Source organism: Mesorhizobium sp. M1396, assembly GCF_040317725.1.
GTDB lineage: Bacteria > Pseudomonadota > Alphaproteobacteria > Rhizobiales > Rhizobiaceae > Mesorhizobium.
In genome coordinates, this window is record NZ_JAMYLA010000080.1 from 1 (window position 1) to 19,780 (window position 19,780).

General features: G+C 61.0%; 14 protein-coding genes and 6 pseudogenes. 12 read left to right on the forward strand and 8 right to left on the reverse strand.

The features are described from left to right. A pseudogene (locus NKH02_RS31775) lies at positions 1-318 on the forward strand (transcriptional regulator); the annotation flags it as partial. Between the two features lie 346 nt (positions 319-664). Here the strand turns inward: NKH02_RS31775 and NKH02_RS31780 are convergent. The 7 genes from NKH02_RS31780 to NKH02_RS31810 form a co-directional block, all read right to left on the reverse strand. Further along, positions 665-5,356, reverse strand: coding sequence for an alpha/beta fold hydrolase (locus NKH02_RS31780; protein WP_352883644.1), 4,692 nt, complete (start codon positions 5,354-5,356; stop codon positions 665-667). A gap of 409 nt (positions 5,357-5,765) precedes the next feature. Beyond that, positions 5,766-6,212 (reverse strand): MaoC family dehydratase, encoded by a 447-nt coding sequence (locus NKH02_RS31785; RefSeq protein ID WP_352883646.1) that lies wholly within the window; start codon positions 6,210-6,212, stop codon positions 5,766-5,768. Between the two features lie 23 nt (positions 6,213-6,235). Then, entirely contained in the window at positions 6,236-7,447 is a 1,212-nt protein-coding gene (locus tag NKH02_RS31790) for an NAD(P)/FAD-dependent oxidoreductase (protein WP_352883647.1), read from the reverse strand. 10 nt (positions 7,448-7,457) lie between these two features. Next, positions 7,458-8,690 (reverse strand): flavin-containing monooxygenase, encoded by a 1,233-nt coding sequence (locus NKH02_RS31795; protein WP_352883650.1) that lies wholly within the window; start codon positions 8,688-8,690, stop codon positions 7,458-7,460. A 65-nt stretch (positions 8,691-8,755) separates the two neighbouring features. Continuing rightward, positions 8,756-9,334, reverse strand: a complete 579-nt coding sequence (locus tag NKH02_RS31800; RefSeq protein ID WP_352883651.1) for an OsmC family protein — start codon at positions 9,332-9,334, stop codon at positions 8,756-8,758. Between the two features lie 300 nt (positions 9,335-9,634). Further along, entirely contained in the window at positions 9,635-9,883 is a 249-nt protein-coding gene (locus NKH02_RS31805; RefSeq protein ID WP_352883654.1) for a DUF1127 domain-containing protein, read from the reverse strand. Between the two features lie 237 nt (positions 9,884-10,120). Next, positions 10,121-10,546, reverse strand: a complete 426-nt coding sequence (locus NKH02_RS31810; protein WP_352883655.1) for a globin family protein — start codon at positions 10,544-10,546, stop codon at positions 10,121-10,123. A 747-nt stretch (positions 10,547-11,293) separates the two neighbouring features. Between NKH02_RS31810 and NKH02_RS31815 the strand changes: the two genes are divergently transcribed. The 4 genes and pseudogenes from NKH02_RS31815 (at position 11,294) to NKH02_RS31825 (ending at position 14,824) form a co-directional block, all read left to right on the forward strand. After that, a complete protein-coding gene (locus tag NKH02_RS31815) occupies positions 11,294-12,091 on the forward strand; it encodes a phosphodiesterase (protein WP_352883656.1) in 798 nt (265 codons plus the stop codon). 543 nt (positions 12,092-12,634) lie between these two features. Further along, positions 12,635-13,301: pseudogene (locus NKH02_RS31820) on the forward strand (protein-L-isoaspartate(D-aspartate) O-methyltransferase). Between the two features lie 657 nt (positions 13,302-13,958). Next, a pseudogene (locus NKH02_RS34625) lies at positions 13,959-14,065 on the forward strand (IS6 family transposase); the annotation flags it as partial. Between the two features lie 321 nt (positions 14,066-14,386). Then, complete coding sequence (locus NKH02_RS31825; protein ID WP_352883658.1) at positions 14,387-14,824, forward strand: hypothetical protein; 438 nt, start codon at positions 14,387-14,389, stop codon at positions 14,822-14,824. A 120-nt stretch (positions 14,825-14,944) separates the two neighbouring features. Here NKH02_RS31825 and NKH02_RS34630 read toward each other — a convergent pair. Beyond that, positions 14,945-15,172 (reverse strand): annotated as a pseudogene (locus NKH02_RS34630) (hypothetical protein). On the opposite strand from NKH02_RS34630, the gene NKH02_RS31830 reads away from it, so the two are divergent. The 7 genes and pseudogenes from NKH02_RS31830 to NKH02_RS31860 form a co-directional block, all read left to right on the forward strand. Further along, complete coding sequence (locus NKH02_RS31830; protein WP_352871542.1) at positions 15,157-15,471, forward strand: co-chaperone GroES; 315 nt, start codon at positions 15,157-15,159, stop codon at positions 15,469-15,471. The pseudogene NKH02_RS34630 and the gene NKH02_RS31830 sit on opposite strands and share 16 nt — an antisense overlap. Before the next feature lie 50 nt (positions 15,472-15,521). Then, entirely contained in the window at positions 15,522-17,165 is a 1,644-nt protein-coding gene (groL, locus tag NKH02_RS31835; RefSeq protein WP_352871541.1) for a chaperonin GroEL, read from the forward strand. Positions 17,166-17,210: 45 nt separating this feature from the next. Next, positions 17,211-17,282, forward strand: a pseudogene (locus NKH02_RS31840) (hypothetical protein); the annotation flags it as partial. A 52-nt stretch (positions 17,283-17,334) separates the two neighbouring features. Further along, a complete protein-coding gene (locus NKH02_RS31845) occupies positions 17,335-17,724 on the forward strand; it encodes a 4a-hydroxytetrahydrobiopterin dehydratase (RefSeq protein ID WP_352871539.1) in 390 nt (129 codons plus the stop codon). Between the two features lie 8 nt (positions 17,725-17,732). Next, positions 17,733-17,960, forward strand: coding sequence for an antibiotic biosynthesis monooxygenase family protein (locus NKH02_RS31850; RefSeq protein ID WP_352871537.1), 228 nt, complete (start codon positions 17,733-17,735; stop codon positions 17,958-17,960). A gap of 166 nt (positions 17,961-18,126) precedes the next feature. After that, positions 18,127-19,047: a complex I NDUFA9 subunit family protein gene (locus tag NKH02_RS31855; RefSeq protein ID WP_352883661.1), complete on the forward strand. Its 921-nt coding sequence runs from the start codon at positions 18,127-18,129 to the stop codon at positions 19,045-19,047. Positions 19,048-19,074: 27 nt separating this feature from the next. Then, positions 19,075-19,257, forward strand: a pseudogene (locus NKH02_RS31860) (hypothetical protein); the annotation flags it as partial. Between the last annotated feature and the right edge of the window lie 523 nt (positions 19,258-19,780).

Genomic DNA, 19,780 nt, shown 5'->3' on the forward strand with positions numbered 1-19,780 from the left:
GGAGACCCAACGGCGCCGTGGCCCATGACCACGATTGCGCATGCACACATGGCGCTCGGCAACTATGTCGAAGCGCTAAAAGCCGCGGAGCTGTCAATAGCGGTCAACGCGGGCTTCGACCCCACTTACTGGATGCTGATCGCCGCAAATGCGCAGCTCGGCCGAATGGATGAGGCACGACGCTACCTGGCAAAGTTCCGGACGCTCGCTCCAGACGTTACGATCGCCAGCATCAGGGCAGGACAGCCGGAATACGATCCATCGCGCATGGCAGCGATCCTCGAGGGCTTGCGCATCGCAGGGCTGGAAGAGGGCTAGCCATTGCGCGGACGAGACCCCGTGGTCGAGGTATGATGCAGCTCCGCTTTGCGCCTCCATGTCGGACATTAAGATCGGCCCTGCCGCTTCCCGTTAGCCGACACCAACAATCGTGGTTGCGCCAATTACGGACATACAAGTTGGAAATCAGGTGCGTTCGCCAAGCGAACGATCCGCTCAAGTTCGAAAGATTCCGTGACCGCTACCTATCGAAATAGTCAGCCTCAAAACCTGTGCACCAAACGTGCAGGGTCCACGGCCTTGGAGAGTTCGGGCTAGAGAACGCCCATTCAGCCGCAATGGCGGGCGGCATGGTTGCTGGGCACGCGTCACGTAGCCACGCTCGCTAGAACAACTCACGCGCCGCGCGCCCATCCTGGCTGTCGTCGAGCTTGCCGATCAGCTCGCCGTGAGGCGCGATAAGTTCACGCGCTTCGTCGACTTCTCCGCGCCTTCGAAGACAGCGAGCAAGTTCCACCGCGATACGGAGTTGGCCAATCGCGGAACGCTGCAGGGTGGCGACATTCGCGGCCTTGTGGAGCATCTGCTCGATCTCGTCAGGTCCGCCACCGCTCTTTTCGCGGATACAGGCTTCGATCCTAAGTATTTCGGCGAGCTGGAAATAGGTTCCGTTGCAGCGACCCAGCTCGAGGGCAGCTTCAACCGACTTGCGGGCGCCGTCCAGCCTGCCGCTGTCGCCCAGCGCTTCGGCATAAAGGCCCATAAGATAGGGTAGCCCCATTTCAGCGCCGGTGCGGCGAATGGCAGATATGGCTTCCTCCATGCCGCGCAGGCCTGCCTCCCGTTCTCCAAGCCGGAATTGCCCCCATCCAACCTGGAACGCGGCCTGGCCGACAATGAGCGGAAGCTGGAACTTCTCTGCGATCTGCAGTTCGCTTTCCGCCGCCCGAAGCGCGGCCTCAGGGTCGCCTGCGAACATGTGGAGGTAGCTGGTCCCCCAATACGCAAGCGCCATGCTCAGCGGATGCTCGAAACGTCCGGCGAGTCCGATTGCGTCTTCGCACCGTAGCCTTGCCTTATCCGGCTCGCCGGCCAGCCAGGCTGACAACCCCGCGAAACAACGGCAGCAGACGCCCGGGTCATGACCGGAGTACTTGTACGTTAGATAATGATCGCGGTCGGGGTCGTAGAGGCCGATGGCGCGTTCCGCATGGTTCTGGGCCGCCGCGGTCTCCCCAAGGAAGAAATTGTTTGTCCAGAACATGTGCTCGGTCTCGATCGCGAGACCGGGATCACTGTCGTCCTTAACCATGCCAGCCCATCGGCACGCCAGCTCCTGCGCCGCTGCCGGCTTGCCGCTGAGCATATAGTATTGGGCTCTCCCGCGCAGTGCCGTGAACAGACGCGCCTGGTCGCCGATCTTACCGCAAAGCTCCTCGGCACGCTCGAACGCGGCGAGCACCTCGGCCGCACCCCAACCGCGAGCCGCCATGAGGGCCACGCCCCTCGCGAGCTGGAACTCGATCTCTTGCTCATCGGCGTCGGCGACATCGTTGCTCCTCAGCAGCCTGACCCCAAGGTCCAGCTGCTCAAGTGCACTGACGTGCGCCGACCGCCTGATCGCCTTGCGTGCAGAGATCAGAAGATAGCCAACGGCTTCGTCCCAGAGGTGAGCTTGTTGCGCGTGTCTGGCCAGGCGTTCGCTGTGCTCCTCAAGCCGGTCCGCGTAGTAGACCTTGAGTTCGGCGAGCGCAGCCCTGTGAAGCTCGACGAGCGCGGACGATACGATACGTCCTGACACTGCGGTTCGGATGAGGACGTGCTTGAAGCGGATGAAAGCCTCAGGAAAAACCTGGAGCTCCACCAGGAGATCGGCTTTCTTCAAATTCTGTAGGGCGGCATCGAAGCGCAGGCTCGACAGCGCCGCCATCTTTTGTAGCAAAAGCACCGGAATCTCTCCGCCGAAGATCGAGGCGACCTCGGCGACCCGCTTCGCATCCTTGTCGAGACGTTCGAACCGGGCGTCGACGATTGTCTGGATACTCGCCGAAACGACGATCTCGTCAACGTCGGCCGAAGCCCGGTAGCGGCCCGGCTGCCCTTCCAGCTTGCCGGTCTCGGCGAGGGCGCGGACGGTCTCTTCCAGGAACAATGCATTGCCTTTGCATGCGTCCGAGACTGCGCCGCAGAGCCGCTCGAGCTGAGGGTCCCTGCCGACCAGGCAGTCAAGAAGTGCTGCTGCTTCGGCCGTGTTGAGCGCCGGCAGGCGGATTTCGGAAGTCCCTGCAGCGGCGAAGGCACTGCGATCGTATTCAGGTCGACAGGTCAGGATAAGCAGGCAGCGAACAGTGGGAACTACCTGCGCCAGCCGCACCAGGACCCCCTCACTCTCGGCGTCTATCCAATGGAGATCCTCGACCAGGAGAACGACGGGCTTCCTGCGACCAAGGAACAATAAAAGCCCAACCGCTGCCTCCTGCATACGCCGCGACCGTTCCTGGCCGGAAATAATGGCCCAACTCGAGCTCTGAATGGGCAGTTCCATGATTGCCATGATCGGATCGAGGAGCCGCTCGTCGAATCCCCGCGCGCTTTGCGCGGCCAGCACCTTTTCGATTGCGATCGCCGGCGCTTCGGTATCGCCCACGCCGAACAGGGCCTGCAGCAGTTTCCGAAGCACGACGAAGCCGCTGCGCAGGTCCGTTTCCAGCGCGCCGACTTCCAGGTTCTCGGCGTCATCATGGGGGATGGCGCCAACGAATTCATGTGTGAGGCGCGACTTGCCGAGACCGGGATCGCCGACCACGAAAATCGTCTGGCCTTCGCCGTCGGACGTGTCATGCCAGGCCTTGTTCAGAATCTGCAGCTGCATCTCGCGACCGACAAAGGGCGACAGTTGCGTTTCGGCGCGCAACTGCCAGCGCGAGCGGCCCCGCTTGATCTCTGTCACTTCAAAAAGCCGTTGGTCCTTCGGGTATTCCGACAGAAGTGGTACTGCCAGCGCTTGCATGCCGACGAAGCCGCCAGCCGATGCCCGGGTCCTGGCGGTTGCCACGACGAGGTCGCGGCCCAGCGCCTGGCTCAGCGTGTGGGCCACGGATACCGGTCCGCCGCGCACCTCCGAAGCCTGATCGCGTGCCGGGCCGACGATCACGATGCCTGTGTCCAGTGCAGCACGGACGCCGGTCATCCAATCAGCGTGGCCGAGCGCGAGCTCGCGCAGCGCAAGTGCGGTCCGGCAGGCAAGTGCAGCATGTCCTTCGAGCGGCTCAGGCGCGCCAAACGACGCGACGAGCTCGTTCTCGGAAATCGTCAGAACCGTTCCTCCGTTGTCGCGCACGAGTGCGGTGGCCTGCATGAGGAAGGGATCGACCCGCTCGAGCGCGACGTCGGGAGGCAGGCTCTCCATCACCTGTTCCGCATATCGGAAATCGGCGCACAGGATCGTTGCCTGTCGCCGGGTCCTCGGATCGACCGTAACTGCCGTTCGCGCCTGAAGCACCTCGTTCGCAAATGCCGACGCTTCGAGGAGGAAGTCGCGGAACGCGGGTTCCTCGGCAAGCAGGATGTGATTGGCGCTGTCCAGTTCGACGAACCGGGCACCGGGGATCGTTCTCGCGAGCTCCAAACCTTCCGAGAAAGGCGCGACCAGGTCGCCGTTGGCATGCAGGACGAGCGCTGGCACATGCAGCCGTTCAAGCGATCGCGATATGTCAATGTCGGCAAAGACATAGCTCAACCGCATCGCGTTTTCCGGCGTGAGCGTCCGGCGCTGCAGCTCATTGAACCAATCCATCTGCACGCGATTGGCGCCCGGTATAAACAGGTTGGTGAACATTTGGCGGAACAATGGGTCGTCCTGACCCCAGCCCTGGCGCATCAACGCCGAGATTGCTTCGCGTCTGACGATCTCCGCCGCATTTCCGCGCGCTCGCCATCCACGAACATATCCTCCCCAAATCAAGAGACCCGCGACCTTCTCGGGATGGCGAATGGCGTATTCGACCGAGAGAGCACAGCCTTGCGATATTCCAAGGAGGACGAAACGGTCGAGGCCCACGGCCTCTATGACGCATTCGAGATCGTCCACGAATGCATCGAAAGACACATCTTCACAGACTGTGTCGGAAAGGCCGTTCAGGCGCCCGTCATAGCGTACAAGCGTGAAGCCGCTGGACAGGCCGTCGATCCAATGTCCCCAAACCGGGCTTTCCCAATCGAAGTCGAGATGGGACATCCAGTGCGAGGCACGCACGATCGCTGGCCCGGATCCGCTGATGGCATAGGCGATCCGAGTGCCATCGCGGGCATTGACGTAGCGTATCTGCTGCTTACCTGACGAGATCCTCGTCGAAGGCAGCAGTGTGAGATCGCGCGCAGGCTCCGGCGCCAGAGGTTCCGCTGACGGCCGGCTACCAAGTCCGGCGGTCGTGCCAGTTGCAATCGGGCGAGCGGTGACGGCAACACGGGCCCGCTCGTTAATGCGGGCGATCTCGTCTGCTAGATCATTGTCCGGAAGAAGTGACTGCAGCGTGTGCAGGTGGGGAAGCGCCCGCTCAGGCTCGTCGCCCAGGCGATCGATCAGGGCGCGTAGCGCCTTCAGGTGCAGAATCTCGGTCTCGTTCGAACAATAGACGCGCCAAGCCTCGAACGCCTGGCAGCGAGGCAGATAGAGATCCGACAAGAACGTTCCGGCGAAAGCCGCGACGATTGCTTCCAGACGCTCGGTGGACAGCGAACCAACCGCATCGGCCGACAGGCCCCTGATCAGGTCGTAGTCGAGCCAAATAGATCCCGGCTTCAGTTGAACCGTGTTGCGGTCGGCCGCAAGCCTTGTCTCGCCGTCGGCGTTCAGAATCCGGCGCAGCCTCGAGAGGCTCCAACGCAGCGCGCCCCGAGGATCATCAGGGACGTCCCAGAACATCTCGCAAAGCCGCTCGCGGCGCTGCTGCTTTTGGTGCACGGCCAAATAGGCGAGCAACGCCCGCGTTTTGCGCGATTGCGTTAGCGTCACGGGCTCGCCATCACAGCGTACCGTGAAGTCGCCGAGGACCCTTACTTCGAAGGCCGAGCTCAATGCGGTTGTCCTAACCGTATGGTTGGCGCCACACTAGCACCCTATGGTCGGCCTTACATTAGCTACGAAGCATGTGGCTCCGCACCACGCCTACCGACGGCCGGCGTGTGTTTACGCCCGCCGGTGTATTCGATCTGAACTCCATGTCCTCCGATCGATCTCGCAAATGCGCCTGAAGTTGACCACCCGGTCCAGGTGCTCCCGGACTGCGTCGAGAGGCGGACCCTTGCGGATGTCTTTCCACAGAGTGGATGGCGGGGTTGCGTAGATACCGAATGAGATGTTCATAAATTGGCTCCTTGGTTTGCAGCGGACCATTCCGCTAAGTTTCTCGAACATGCGCTCTGCCCGTTGGAGACAACGTGTGGGAGAGCATGGAAATGCGGAGCCGCCCGGCAGCCTATGGCGGCTAATCGAGCGGCACAGTGTAGGTCGTTGCCGTGCCGGACAGGCAAATCTCGCCTGCCGAGTTTGCGACGGTGGTTGACAGCGTGCAGATCGGCTTGTCTTCCCGCACGCTAAGCACCTCCGCGCGCGCGACGATCTCCTCGCCGATACCGACGGCCTTGAGGAACTTCCACTCGACGCCAAGAAAGACGCTGCCGGGTCCCGGCAAGTCCTCGGCGACCAGAGCATTGAGAAGACCGGAAGTGACACCGCCCTGGACTATGAGACGGCCGAACACGGTGCGGGCGGAAAGGGTACCATCGTAGTGGAGTGGATTTCGGTCGCCGGTCATGTCGCTGAACGCTATGATGTCGCTAGCCCGAGTGACGCGCCTTCGCTCTGCACTGGCCCCGACCTCTGGTTGTCCGAACCGGACTCCGGACCATCCGGATGGTTTGATTGTTTGCATTGCCTTGCTCCTTGGTTTGCGTGTCAGATTGCCTCTGCCTGCGAGGCCCGTAGTCCTTGCGGGAGAGGCGGGACCTCGCGATCGCGCGCCGCCCGGGCCATGAGCACAGCGACCTCGGATTTCATCGCCTCGCTGAAGCGCTTGTGGCGTTCAGGTAGCTCTTCGAGGGACCAGTCGAAGGCACTGATGGCGTCCGTGGTCTCAAGGATGGGCAGTGCGAGGCTGTCGCGTATTTCCTGGAACTCCCGCAATGCGGACTCGCGATAGGAAAGGATTGCAGTCGCGGCCCCTTCGGCATCACGCAGGGCGTCGGAAATACCATGCGAGGTCAGCGGATCGCGGAAGAAGCCGGCATCGCCGACCAGCATCCAGCCAGGGCCGTATGCCTGCCGCAATCGGCCTGGTGTGCCGCGGAAGGCCTTCAGACGTTTGCCACCATTGCCGAGGACCCGCGATCCCAATCCGGGTGCCAGCGCTGCCAGGGCAAGCTGTGCGGCGGAAAGATCGAAACGGAACTCCGCGTCAAACCGCTCGGTCGGAACGGATGCGACGATACAGGCAAGCCCGTCATTCGTCGGGATCACGCCGCCGGATAGGTTCCGGCCGAAATACCAGTGGTATCCCGAGAACGCCGGCGCGGGGGCGTAGCCGAAGACATGTGCCACCGAGCACCGCCCCTGCACCAGCGTCCGTGCCTCGACCTTGCGAGCGATAAACGAGCCGAGCCCGTCTGCTCCAACCACGATATCGGCGTTTATCTCGCGAGTTTGGCCGGCGGCATCCCTGAACGTGACGCCGCGTACACGGCCATGTGGGTCGAACACGAGATCATGGACCGCAGTGTCATGTAGAACCGTCGCGCCCGCCGCGCGTGCCGCGTCGACCAGCATGCGGTCAAGCACCGTGCGGCGTGGAGCGATCAAGCCCGGCATATTTGGCTCGGCCCGTATGGGCACCGTGACCTCCTGCTCGCCATAGTGAAAAGTGGTAGACCCGATCACTGGCGCGCCGCTTTGAATCAGCGGTTGGAGCAGGCCCCAGCGCGAGAGCTGGATGACGGCTGGTCGCATCAGCGCGTGTGTAGACAGCGTGTCAGATCCATAGGACTGGCGGTCGACTGCCAGCACCCGCAATCCTGCCCGGGAGAGCAGCATTGCCGTCGAGGCTCCGGCGCAGCGCGCGCCGACGATGATGGCGTCGTAGTGAGAATGTGCGGGGACGACGTTGGAAAGCATCGGAATGTCCTTATGCTGCCTTGAGGCCGCTCTGACCGAGATAGTGTGAGACATGGTCGGCGATCGCTTGCGCGTCCGGCCCAACGCCTCCAATGAAATTGGAATCGCGCTTGCGCAGAAAGCGGAAGCCAAGCGCGTAAAGGCCGGCGATGTTTGTTATCCCGTCCTTGTGGAACAGTTCGCCATCGGCGGTGAAGGCCGGCAGTTTCAGCCATGAAAACGAGCGGCTGTAGCCGGTCGCCCATATAATGGTGCCGATGATGCCGTCCGCGAACGACAAGCGCTTAAGGCAGCTCGTCGGCACCTCGATCGGGGCGGGGGCGCAGGCCATGGATTTGTGACCCGCGAACTGGTCGACCTGGCGAAGGAGCCGCTCCTGCTTGGCGTCCGCCGCCGTGACGCTATCTTTGAGATCATCGGCAAAGCCAATTGTCCCGTTCGAGATGCCATTCAACCGCCCGGTGAGTTCGACTCCGATGCCCTGAAGGGTCGCCAGATCGACATTGGAGCGATCCGCCCGACCGGCAAGTTGAAGTGAAGGCTGTCGTCTGGCGCTGTCGGGATCTGTCAAATCGTCCAGCCGCTGGGACATGAATCCCATATGGTAGAGCCACCAGAAGATATCCTTGTCTCGCCAGATGCGCGGCAAACGCGTGTGCTTCCCTACGGACAGGATTACGCGTCTGCCACTGCGTCGTATCTCGTCGGCTATCTGGACGCCCGACGACGATGCGCCGACAACCAGTACGCCGCCCGACGCAAGCTGGTCGGGACTTTGGTACTGCGAAGCATGGATGCTGATCGGTTGGTCCGCGCTGGTATGCGGCGGGAAGGGCATGCTTGGCACGTCGCAATGGCCGGTGGCCACAACGACGACTTTCGCCGACCAGTCGCCTGCGGTCGTCCGCAGCCTAAAGCCTTGCCCATCCTGTTCGCACGACAAGACATCGACGTGCGGGCGCACCGGCGCTTGCGATTGATGGGCATAGCCAACCAGGGTTTCCACAAACGCGTCGCGGCTCATGTAGCCGTCGGGTTCGGAGCCACGATAGGGGGAGCCTGGCAGCTCGTTCAGCCAATTGGGCGTCAAAAGGCGGAGCGAACGCCATGTCGAGGACCGCCACCGTTCGCCAATGCGCCCGCGCTCCAGAACGACATGCGAGATCCCGCGTTTTCGAAGGCAATGGCTCAAGGCGATGCCCGCCTGGCCAGCGCCGACGATGACAACGTCAGCCTGTTCCATATTGTTTCCATCAGTTTTGGAGGACGACGGTTCAGACACCCGTCCGAACCGTCTTTCCGGGTGGATCACTGGATGGTTTTGACACCGACCGAAACGGAAACACCGTTCGTCAGCACGTCGAAGACCGCGGACCGTGCCCGTGCCTGCTCGACCAGTTGCTGGAGTTTCTCGGACGTCGCATCGCCCTCGATTTCGAACGCCACCGTGATGTTCTGAAAACCGTTTCGGACCTCGTCGGAAATCCCGAGGATGCCGCGCAGATCGATGTCGCCATCGACCGAGCAGCGCACCTTGGTCAGCTTGATGCCGCGCGCCGCGGCGATGTTGGCGACGCCCGACATCAGGCAGCTCGCCAGCGCATGCAGCAGCCATTCGACCGGGGTGGGGCCGTGATCGGCGCCACACAGCACGGTCGGGTGGTCGCTGTCAGCGTAATAGGCTTTGGCATGCTTCTGTTCCTGGCCGGCGCCGTGGAAGCCGAGCATGACGCTCTTGCTGTGAGTGCCTTCGACCCACTCGTTGTGGGCGCGGAACTGGAACTTGGCCAGTTCAGGCTGGCCGGCGACAAAGTTGATCGTTGCAAGAAGGTTCGGCGTGTCGACGCCGTTCAATGGTGGTCTTGAGACTTTGGTTGTGTGTTGCATCGTCTTCTCTCCAAGTGGATGGTGCGGCGAGTTTGCCGGACCGCTCCCTTATGATGATGCAGCGTTTGAACGAGTGTGGTTGCGTTCGTGGAATTTGCTTTGATCCATCCGTTCCCACGCGGCGAAACGGACTTTGTGCGAGAAGTGCAGGCCTTGTTCAAAACACAAAAATCCCCGGCGATGGATCGCCAGGGATTGTTGAGTAATTCTTGTTTTGAAGGCCTGGCTCGACTTCGGGACAACCTCTCGCGCCCGTCGAGCCGAGCCTGTTCAGCAGGCCCGGGTCAATGCGGATCGGCATCATTTCGCGTTCAAGCGACCCCTTTGAGCGCTGTTAGCAATTGTAAATCGCATGGACGTGACGTGATTGATCTCAGAGCGGCCGATGCCGATGTCCTTGAGCAGGTAGTCGGGCATCTCATGGAGCGCGGCTCGCTGGCTGCGCCCCTTTAGTGCAAGAAAAGCCAGGCGGATCGCGGATTTGGCGAAGCCGATAGCGTCGAGCCTGTCTCTCGAGGCGGAATAGTTTGCGTGATCGATAGTGGTCATTTTTGTCTCCATCCTCGCGACGCGACCATTCGCGCCGTCGATGGGAGGAGGTTGCGATAAAACCAGGGAAGTGAGCGTTTGAGCCTCCGTCGAATTATGGTCGAATTCGAGGGAATGGGTCCGTTAGACTGCGTACGCTACCAAGGGAATTGACAGCCACCGTCGACCCCGGCCGGTGGCTGTGCCATCGGCGCGTCAGGTTTCAAAGCGCGAATATATGTCCCGGCATCGGATGCCTCACGCTGCGAGCTGATCCTCTCGGGCAGCGGCGATCATCACACTTGCCAGCAGCGCATAGGCTGCCTCCCAGGCCTCGCGGACCGCCGGCGTGAAGGCTGCGCCGCGGCCGGCCGCCAACGTGTCGATGAGCGCTTGCCCGAGAATCGGGTAATGATGCTCCTTGACGCCGTAGGTGACGTGACGCTTGGCGAGTTCGCGCACTGTCGGGAGGATGGTGTTGGCATGGTTCAGTCCGTGCACGACGAACCCCAGGCTCGCCATCAGCTTTGCACCTTGCCCAGGCATGTCGCTCGCCAAAAACAGGCCGCGAAGGTCCGAGTCGATCCCGAACAGGCGCTCATAGAACAGAGCGGCGGCGGCCACGCGTATCGGGAGGACCTCGTGGAAACTATCCTGGACAAGTCGAATCTGGTCGGGTGTCATCGGCTACGCTCCGGGGTTTCTGGTGAGGCTCGACCATCCCCCCAAAACGTTTCGCGTGCATGTCGCGCGGCGCGTCGATGTGTTTCAGTTGTGTCTCAATTGCGGTTCAGTTTGCGCTCAGTTGTTTTCGGCTTCCTTCTGTGTCCTGACGGCGCCTGGAAACTCTCGATGTGACCAAGCAGCCTGGGTTACATCTGGGGGAAGTTGCGCGCCCGGGGATTGAGCGTAAATTGGCGACGCCACTCCGAGTGCCAAAAGGACGGCGATTGTCGTCAGCATGCGCATGATCTTTCCGTTCCCGTTTGCTCGAAGGAGGATCATCTTGATGGCAACAAAGAGTATCCCTAGTTGTGGCCCTCGGCTGCTACAGATGTGGCCAAATGGTGAAAGCCGTGCCTCGGAGCTGTTGCCTTGGACATGTAAATCGTGAGACCGGCAATTTTGCTGGGGTAGTGTCTGCAGGGATTGGCAGCAAGGTCCGATCCAACACGGTCGTTTTCGTCATGGACGCGACGATCGAATGGATTACCTCGATCAAGGGGCAGAATTTACCCCAGCAAAATTACCGGTCTCCCCCCGAGGATGGGCCGAACGCCTTGCCAGGAAACTCAGGCTCCGATGAGATAGCAGGGCTCCGAAAGCTCACGGCTTCGGAGCAGGTAAGGTACCGATCCGCATCGGCGCCACTCCATTCACCGCACGGGCGCCAACCGACCCCCGGTTATCCCTCCACTTGGACTTCTTTCCATGCTCGTTGCGCAGATTAGCGACTTCCATGTCCATCCCGTTGGCCAAATGGTATATGCTGGCATCGACACCAATGCCATGACGCGGCGCGCCATTGCCACGATCGCTGCCCTGGACCCTGTTCCCGATTGCGTCCTCGTCACGGGCGATCTTGCCGATAGCGGGGGTCTGGACGAGTACGCTCTCGTGGTTGATATCTTGTCCCGCCTGGCAATGCCGGTATTCGTCATTCCGGGCAATCACGACCGGCGCGAGACGATGCGCGACGGCCTCGCCGCGGCCTATCCCTATCTGCGCCAAGCTGAGGATTTTCTGCATTACGTTGTCGAGGATTTTCCAGTTCGGCTCATCGGCCTCGACACGGTGGTGCCGGGAAAGGTCGGCGGTGCTATCTGCGCAGCACGAGCGGCTTGGTTTGCCGATCGTCTCGTTGAAGGCGACGGTCGCCCGACGCTGGTCTTCATGCATCACCCACCCTTCGTTACCGGTGTCAGCGGGATGGACGCGACGATGTGCCGAACCGACAGCGCATTCGCGGGGCTTGTCGAAAGCCATCCTGAAATTGAATGCGTGGTCGCCGGTCATCACCATCGCGCCATCACCCGTCGCTGGGCCGGCACGGTCGGCTTCGTTGTGCCCGGAGTGGCGCATCAGCTAGCGCTTGATCTTCGCCCCGGCCAGCCCATCCGATTTATCCTCGAGCCTCCGGGCTTTGCGCTCCACGCTTGGTCGCCCGAGACCGGCTTGGTCTCGCATGTCGCGCCAATAGGCGACTACGGACAGAGTCGCGATTTTTAGCTTATTCCGGTTGTCCGTGGAAGCTCGAGAAATGAGCCGCTACTGCTGGCCTCGGCGGAAGCGGAGGCCGGAACGCGCATCCAAACAGCGCCGTAGTGACGGTCCGGAGGCGGCGTAAATGCAACGGAAGCGCCGCGCCAGCTGTGCCGGCGTTCGCCCTCGCCTCTCCAGCAGCGCGAATAGCGCTGCTGGCTCGCCCAGGTTCGGTCATCCTCAATCACCAGATCACGCACGATCAGCACGGGAAGGAGCCGGTGAGCGACAGCGCAGGGTTCGGCGTCGTTCTGGCCTTCGGCCTATTGGTGCTCAACTGGCTGGCGATCCGCTATGCCGGTGTTGTCGCCTGGCTGGCGAGCTTCTGATGCGCACGCCGTTCCACCCCCGGTGCGAGGGACGGGAGAGCACCAAGGACGGCGACGAAATAGCGGGGCGGTACAACCCGCCCCAACCGAAGCCGCGTTCTCGACGACATGGTTACTGTGACAAGACGAACAGGGTATAAGGCTATCAGGCAGCAGACTGGTTGAGGAACGCCCCACTGTCATGAAGCCGATGAACGAAGAGCACCTCGCGGTTCTACGCAGGCACATGGTCGAGGTGATTGCAATCCATGCCGACCTTGCAAGCGAAGAACTCGGCAAGGCGACGCTTGATGAGCGGGTAATGGCAGCGATGCGGCGGGTGCCGCGGCATCTCTTCGTTCCAGCCCCGGTCGCGCCTTATGCCTATCAGGACATGCCGCTGCCGATCGGCTTCGATAAGACCGTCTCGCAGCCCTTCATCGTCGCTCTCATGACCGATCTCCTTGCTCCCCAACGGCACGAGGCAGTGCTGGAGATCGGCACCGGCCTGGGCTACCAAGCCGCAATCCTCGCGGAACTCGCCGGGCAAGTTTGGAGCGTCGAAATCATCGAGGAATTCGCAAACCATGCCGGGGCTCTCCTGCAGGGTCTCGGCACCTCCAATGTAGGCAGACGGGTCTCGCGGCTGGCCTGAGCACGCCCCATTCGACAAGATCCTGGTCACCGTGGCGGTGGAACGGACGCCGCCGCCGGCTTTGCTTGAGCAGCTCAAGCCAGGGGGACGCATGGTTCTGCCTGTGGGATCTGAAAAAGTACAGTTGCTGACTGTCATCGACAAGGATGCGGCAGGGCAACTCAAGACTCGGAAACTCATCCCGGTTCGGTTCAGTCGGCTCGAAACGGTCTAATGAGGGTGCGGCTGCGCTGAGCCGTGCTGGAAGATCAGGATAACGCGCGCCGCATCGATCATACGGGCGCTGGATGGCATCGCCGATCTTTTGACATCCATGCCGCAACGCTACTCGTCGAGCACGCCTGCATTCGCCGGTCGCGCCGCTGGCGATCATGCCGGCGCAGTCGTATTGCGCGCTTCTCAAAGACCCTTATCCAGCCCACTGTGTGCCTACGAGGGCAATGGGTCTCTCATCTGGGAAATGACGGCCAAAGGCTCAAGGAATTCGCCGAGTGGTCAACACGTAGCGGGCAGGAGGTAACGATGGATCTCAAGGACAGGCGCCTCTCGTACGGCGTGGTAGCCGTGATCGCGGTATTGGTCGTGATTGCGTATGCGGCTGGTTGGTTTGACGGCACACCGATACCAGCGCCGCAGCAGTGAGAGCGATCGTCATTCTGGCTTGGCGGCAGCTGACTGATCAGTCTCTAAAGGTCGAAGGAAGGGACACCTGATTGGCTGTCTCGCTGGTTCGGCTACCATCCTGACGACGCACAGGCTGGACCGTTTTTGAGATGGCTTCCGCTCAATTTGTTGGAGGACCGGTCCTTGGATCGCGTGCAATCCGCAACACTCCGCCATCGGGCCGGGTAACTTCGATAGTGGTTTCGACACGGACAAACTGGGATCCTACGGAGTAGCCAGGCGCCAGGTCCTGCCGGAAGTCATACACTGGAGCCACAAGGGCCCAACGACCGGGCGGAGAACTCGCATCGGCCCCGGCCTTCGGCGGTTTCGAAGCTAAACTGCCACTCCCTCGATCCCGCCGCCCGGCCAGCAATGGAGCCGGGCTACTCCAGCACAGACTCTGCCCGTCGGTCACCTCGATCGGCACGGACTCCAGACCAACATCGTCGAGCAGCCGCGCATTTGACCGCGTTCGCCAAATTAATGGCCGGATCTTTGCGAAGCCTCCACATCTGCGTGAACGAAGCCCTCAGGCATCATCGTGATTGGACTTCATGATCCGTTGGAGTCACGCTGGTTGCAGGCATACGAAGGATATGGGTGGACCAACTATTGTCCGAATAGGAGGCCAACATGAAGCACCAGACGATCGAGCAACTGCAGATCGTCGCCGAGATCGATCAGGCCTACCCGCGCCAGGCCATGTCGCGCAGCGAACGTCTTGAACGCTGGGCGGAACTCCTCGAACGAAACCCTGACCGGCGCCTCTCGACGCTGCCTCAGACCGAGTATCAGCCGGTTAGAGCACGCGGGGCCATGCGCGGCGACGGCTCGCCGATCTCAGTCGCTTTCGAGGATACTGTCCTGCGCGCCGCCGGGTTGGAAAACGACAACTACGGCGAAGCGAAGCGGTTCTTCGAGCTGACCGACAGGCAATTGCATGAGATCATCTGCTATTGTCATTTCGGCGCAACGGTGACCGCCGCAACGGCCGCCCGTCACATCCGTGCGGTGCGTACCGGGAGACAGCCCGGCATGTTCTCTCGGTTGCGTGAGGCGTTCGTCGGATAAAGCCAGCGCCGTTTCGCAGCACATTTTTGAAGCGGCTCGCATGGAAAGCCTCCGCCGTAGCGCAGGCAAGCGCTCCCCAAGCGGGGAGGCCGCGTTGCATGAAGGATGGTGCGGTCATGATTATCCAAGGTCCTTTTCGAGAGCGGCGTCAAGGTCTGCTGGCTGAGCTGCACCATCTGTTGCGCCGAACTCAGCAGGGCGATTGCCGGCAGGTGAATGAACGCGCCGACGCGTCGCCAGGCAAGCCTGGAGGATCCCCTCAATCGATTCCTCGTCGTGATCGACGCGGTAGTGTTGCAGTCGCTCAGTGTGCGGCGGCAGAAAGAACCCCAATGAAATTCCGACCACTCCACGACCGCGTCGTCATTCGGCGGGCGGAAGGCGACAAAAAATCCAAGGGCGGAATCATCATTCCCGACACCGCCAAGGAAAAGCCGCAGGAAGGCGAAGTGATCGCCGTCGGGCCGGGCGCGCGCGACGAAAGCGGCAAGCTGATCCCGCTCGACGTCAAGGCCGGCGACTTCATCTTGTTCGGCAAGTGGTCCGGCACCGAGGTCAAGATTGACGGCGAGGACCTTCTGATCATGAAGGAGAGCGACATTATGGGCATCGTCGAGAAAACCAAAGCGGCCAAGAAAGCCGCCTGACCGGGCGATTTGCGCTCTGCTAATTTCTAGACTGAACTGGACGTAAAATCATGTCTGCCAAGGAAATCAAATTCGCTACCGATGCGCGCGACCGCATGCTGCGCGGTGTCGAGATCCTCAACAATGCGGTGAAGGTCACGCTCGGTCCCAAGGGCCGCAACGTCGTCATCGACAAGGCCTATGGCGCGCCGCGCATCACCAAGGACGGGGTCGCCGTCGCCAAGGAAATCGAGCTTGCCGACAAGTTCGAGAACATGGGCGCGCAGATGGTCCGTGAAGTGGCCTCGAAGACCAACGACCTGGCCGGTGACGGCACCACCACCGCCACGGTGCTGGCCGCTTCGATCCTGCGCGAGGGCGCCAAATTCGTTGCCGCCGGCATGAACCCGATGGATCTCAAGCGCGGCATCGATCTTGCTGTGGCTGCCGTGGTGAAGGACATTCAAGCCTGGGCCAGGAAAGTCAAATCTTCGGACGAGATCGCCCAGGTTGGTACGATCGCCGCCAATGGCGACGCGTCGGTCGGCGCCATGATCGCCAAGGCGATGAACAAGGTCGGCAATGAGGGCGTGATCACCGTCGAGGAAGCCAAGACCGCCGAGACCGAACTCGATGTCGTCGAAGGCATGCAATTCGACCGTGGCTATCTCTCGCCCTATTTCGTCACCAATGCCGAAAAGATGCGCGCCGAACTGGAGGACCCTTACGTCCTCATCCATGAAAAGAAGCTCGGCAATCTGCAGGCGATGCTGCCGATCCTCGAAGCGGTGGTGCAGAGCGGCAAGCCACTGCTGATCATCTCCGAGGACGTCGAAGGCGAAGCGCTGGCGACCCTGGTGGTCAACAAATTGCGCGGCGGCCTGAAGGTCGCGGCCGTCAAAGCGCCGGGATTCGGCGACCGCCGCAAGGCCATGCTGGAAGATATCGCGGTGCTCACCGCCGGCCAGATGATTTCCGAAGACCTCGGCATCAAGCTCGAAAACGTCACCATTGACATGCTCGGCCGCGCCAAGCGCGTCCTCATCGAGAAGGACACCACCACGATCATCGACGGTGCCGGCGAGAAGGCCACCATCCAGGCGCGCATCTCCCAGATCAAGGGGCAGATCGAGGAAACCACCTCCGACTACGACAAGGAAAAGCTGCAGGAGCGGCTGGCGAAACTCGCCGGCGGCGTTGCCGTCATTCGCGTCGGCGGCGCCACCGAGACGGAAGTCAAGGAAAAGAAGGACCGCATCGATGATGCGCTGAACGCCACGCGCGCCGCAGTGGAAGAAGGCATCGTTCCCGGCGGCGGTGTAGCACTCCTGCGCGCTAGGTCGGCCCTCAACGGGCTGACCGGCGCCAATGCCGATGTGAATGCCGGCATTTCGATCGTGCTGCGGGCGCTCGAGGCGCCGATCCGCCAGATCGCCGAGAATTCCGGCGTCGAAGGCTCGATCGTCGTTGGGAAACTCATGGACAGCAAGGATCACAATCAAGGTTTCGATGCTCAGACCGAACTCTACGTCGACATGATCAAGGCCGGTATCGTCGACCCCGCCAAGGTCGTTCGGACGGCCCTGCAGGATGCCGGCTCGATTGCCGCGCTCCTGATCACCGCTGAAGCAATGATCGCGGACATTCCGCAGAAGGATGCGCCCGCTGTGGGTGGGGCAGGAGGTATGGGCGGAATGGGTGGAATGGACTACTGAGCGGCGCCTGAAACTATAGCCAGGACGACGGAAGGCCAGCGACACGGGCACATGCAAGCCGATATCTCGACGATCATCGGTTCGCTCGACATCGTGTTCGGGGAGATCGATCGATAGGCGCTCGTCGCTGTCGTTTCTGCTGCTAAAAAATGGTCTTGGAGACAAGAACATGACCGACACTCTTGCCGAGAAAACATGTACGCCTTGTCGCGGCGGCGTCCCGCCGCTCACGCGTGATGAAGCCCAACGTTTCCAGGCACAGGCTCCAGATTGGGAGCTGGGTGACGATGCCCACCGCATCCAGCGGAGCTTTCGATGCCGCAATTTCCGGGACGCGCTCGCCCTTGTTCAGGAGATCGGTGAGCTCGCCGAAACCGAAGGCCATCACCCCGACATCAGCTTCGGCTGGGGTTATGTGACGGTTTCCCTGAGCACCAAGAAGATAAAAGGACTGCACGAGAACGATTTCATCATGGCGAGCAAGATCGATTGGGTGCTCGATCGCTCGGGCCCCTCGACCGCCGGCGGTGACACGGCAAATCCATTGCCAATCAAGTGAGGTCGTTTATGCCACACATCCGAACCGACAATCAGCGCGTCACCCAAATCACCATTGTCGATTCTGAACCGGACAAGCAGGCCGAGGCATTGTCCGTCATGACCGAGCGAGCGCGCTTTATGGCGCGCCAGCCTGGCTTCATCTCAATCAGCCTGCATCGCAGCCTCGACGGGCGGCGCATCGTCAACTACGTCCAATGGCAGAATCGCGATCTGCTGCGATCGGCTCATCAGTAGCCGGAATTCCGCAAGGAGTGGGGTCATTTCGATCAGTTGACGGACGAGATCGATCCCAATCTGTACGAGGTAGCCCAAGTGATAGATAGTGGTCAGTAGGCGTGCCGCCCACATGACCTGAATCGCCGGGTCGAGACGGCCGACATGAGCTGACAGAGTCTAAGCCATGGCTGCCATGAACCATCGCGTCGTCACCGTGTTCGGTGGAACCGGGTTTCTCGGCCGCCGCGTTGTTCGGCATCTCCGCGATGGTGAGTTTTTCGTTCGGATTGCATCAAGACATCCGGAACGGGCCAAGAAGCTGTTTGGTTCTGACGATCCGCAACTTCAAGCGGTCGAAGCCGATATCCACGATGAGCGGGCGATCGCCGATGCACTTGCCGGTTCCTACGGTGTTGTAAATGCGGTCAGTCTTTATGTCGAACAGGGACAGGAGACCTTTCATTCCGTGCATGTCGAGTCAGCCCGGCGGGTTGCAGCTCAAGCACACCGAGCTGGCGTCGAACGGCTCGCTCACGTTTCAGGAATCGGCTCCGATGTTGCCTCGCCGTCGCTCTACATCCGCAAGCGCGGCGAAGGCGAACTGGTGGTGCGTGCAGCGTTTGCTGACGCCACTATCATCCGCCCGGCGGTGATGTTCGGACCGGATGACGCGTTTCTCACCATTATCCTCAAACTTCTCCGCCGGCTTCCAATCTATCCAATGTTCGGTCGCGGCCTGACGAGATTGCAGCCGGCCTATGTGGGCGATGTGGCAGAGGCGACCGCAAGAGTGCTGCAGGGGACGGAAACGCATGCGATCACGTATGAGTGCGGCGGTCCTCGCGTCTACTCATACAAGGAATTTCTCAGAGCCGTTGCGCACGAAGTCGGTCTTAGGCCCAAACTGATTCCAATCCCATTTGCCGCTTGGCACGCGCTGGCTTGGTTCGCCGAAATGCTCCCGAGCCCGCCCGTCACTCGGAATCAAGTGGAACTGATGCAGGTCGACACCGTGTCATCGCCGCAGATGCCGGGATTTGGAGAGCTTGGAATTTCGCCGTACTCGGTCGAGGAAATGCTCCAGGAGATATTGTGGGATCACTGATCAAAGAGCTTCTTCGGCTAGTGCGCTCCCGCCAAGGGGAACGACAAGGGAAAGGTTGAGGGCATGGTGAAGTATGCCCGCTCGAACTTCATGACGCCGATACCGGCGGCGGCGAGCGTCGATGAGGCTTCGGTCTATCGTCTGCTCAGGGCGCACAACCTGATCAACAGTCCGGCCTTCATCGTCATGAAGGCTGCCAACGAGTTCAAATTGAGTCGTATGTACCAAACCGGCACTATATATCGATGGTCGCCTGCACCTTCCCGGCAAGCCGGCGAGTGGAAGAGACCACCACGCTTTCGCCCAACAAAGGGAGAAGCGATAATGACGTTCAATGACTCAAAGCAGCTTTCAATACTGGCCACAGTGGTCGATGATTATTGCCGTCAGGCCGGGATAGCAGTGGGCGATCCGGCCAGGGAACGTCTTGGCCGACAAATCATCGAGTTGTTCCAAAACGGCATGGATCAGCCAGACGAGTTGTTGTTGGCCCTAAACCATCACTACGACGAGTGGCTTGGTGAGGTTGGCCTGCCGTCGTCTTGTGCCGACCAAGTTGCATCGCTGATCTCTGGCGCTGCCCCCTCTCCTGCGGATCACCGTCGATGTCGCCGCAACGCTTCCCCCAACGAAAAACCCCGCAGGAGCGTAATGCAGTTCACTTAGGCACCTTCAGTGTTCTGACAGGATATTTGGCTGGTAGCCTTTTGACGACACGGGGGCATGATCGCCC

What these genes read in the sequence shown, in the direction of transcription:
- NKH02_RS31790 (WP_352883647.1), bottom strand. Translation starts at nt 7,447, where the DNA reads ATGCTTTCCAACGTCGTCCCCGCACATTCTCACTACGACGCCATCATC.
- groL (WP_352871541.1), top strand. Translation starts at nt 15,522, where the DNA reads ATGTCTGCCAAGGAAATCAAATTCGCTACCGATGCGCGCGACCGCATG.
- NKH02_RS31845 (WP_352871539.1), top strand. Translation starts at nt 17,335, where the DNA reads ATGACCGACACTCTTGCCGAGAAAACATGTACGCCTTGTCGCGGCGGC.
- NKH02_RS31850 (WP_352871537.1), top strand. Translation starts at nt 17,733, where the DNA reads ATGCCACACATCCGAACCGACAATCAGCGCGTCACCCAAATCACCATT.
- NKH02_RS31795 (WP_352883650.1), bottom strand. Translation starts at nt 8,690, where the DNA reads ATGGAACAGGCTGACGTTGTCATCGTCGGCGCTGGCCAGGCGGGCATC.
- NKH02_RS31800 (WP_352883651.1), bottom strand. Translation starts at nt 9,334, where the DNA reads ATGCAACACACAACCAAAGTCTCAAGACCACCATTGAACGGCGTCGAC.
- NKH02_RS31810 (WP_352883655.1), bottom strand. Translation starts at nt 10,546, where the DNA reads ATGACACCCGACCAGATTCGACTTGTCCAGGATAGTTTCCACGAGGTC.
- NKH02_RS31805 (WP_352883654.1), bottom strand. Translation starts at nt 9,883, where the DNA reads ATGACCACTATCGATCACGCAAACTATTCCGCCTCGAGAGACAGGCTC.
- NKH02_RS31785 (WP_352883646.1), bottom strand. Translation starts at nt 6,212, where the DNA reads ATGCAAACAATCAAACCATCCGGATGGTCCGGAGTCCGGTTCGGACAA.
- NKH02_RS31825 (WP_352883658.1), top strand. Translation starts at nt 14,387, where the DNA reads ATGAAGCACCAGACGATCGAGCAACTGCAGATCGTCGCCGAGATCGAT.
- NKH02_RS31830 (WP_352871542.1), top strand. Translation starts at nt 15,157, where the DNA reads ATGAAATTCCGACCACTCCACGACCGCGTCGTCATTCGGCGGGCGGAA.
- NKH02_RS31815 (WP_352883656.1), top strand. Translation starts at nt 11,294, where the DNA reads ATGCTCGTTGCGCAGATTAGCGACTTCCATGTCCATCCCGTTGGCCAA.
- NKH02_RS31855 (WP_352883661.1), top strand. Translation starts at nt 18,127, where the DNA reads ATGGCTGCCATGAACCATCGCGTCGTCACCGTGTTCGGTGGAACCGGG.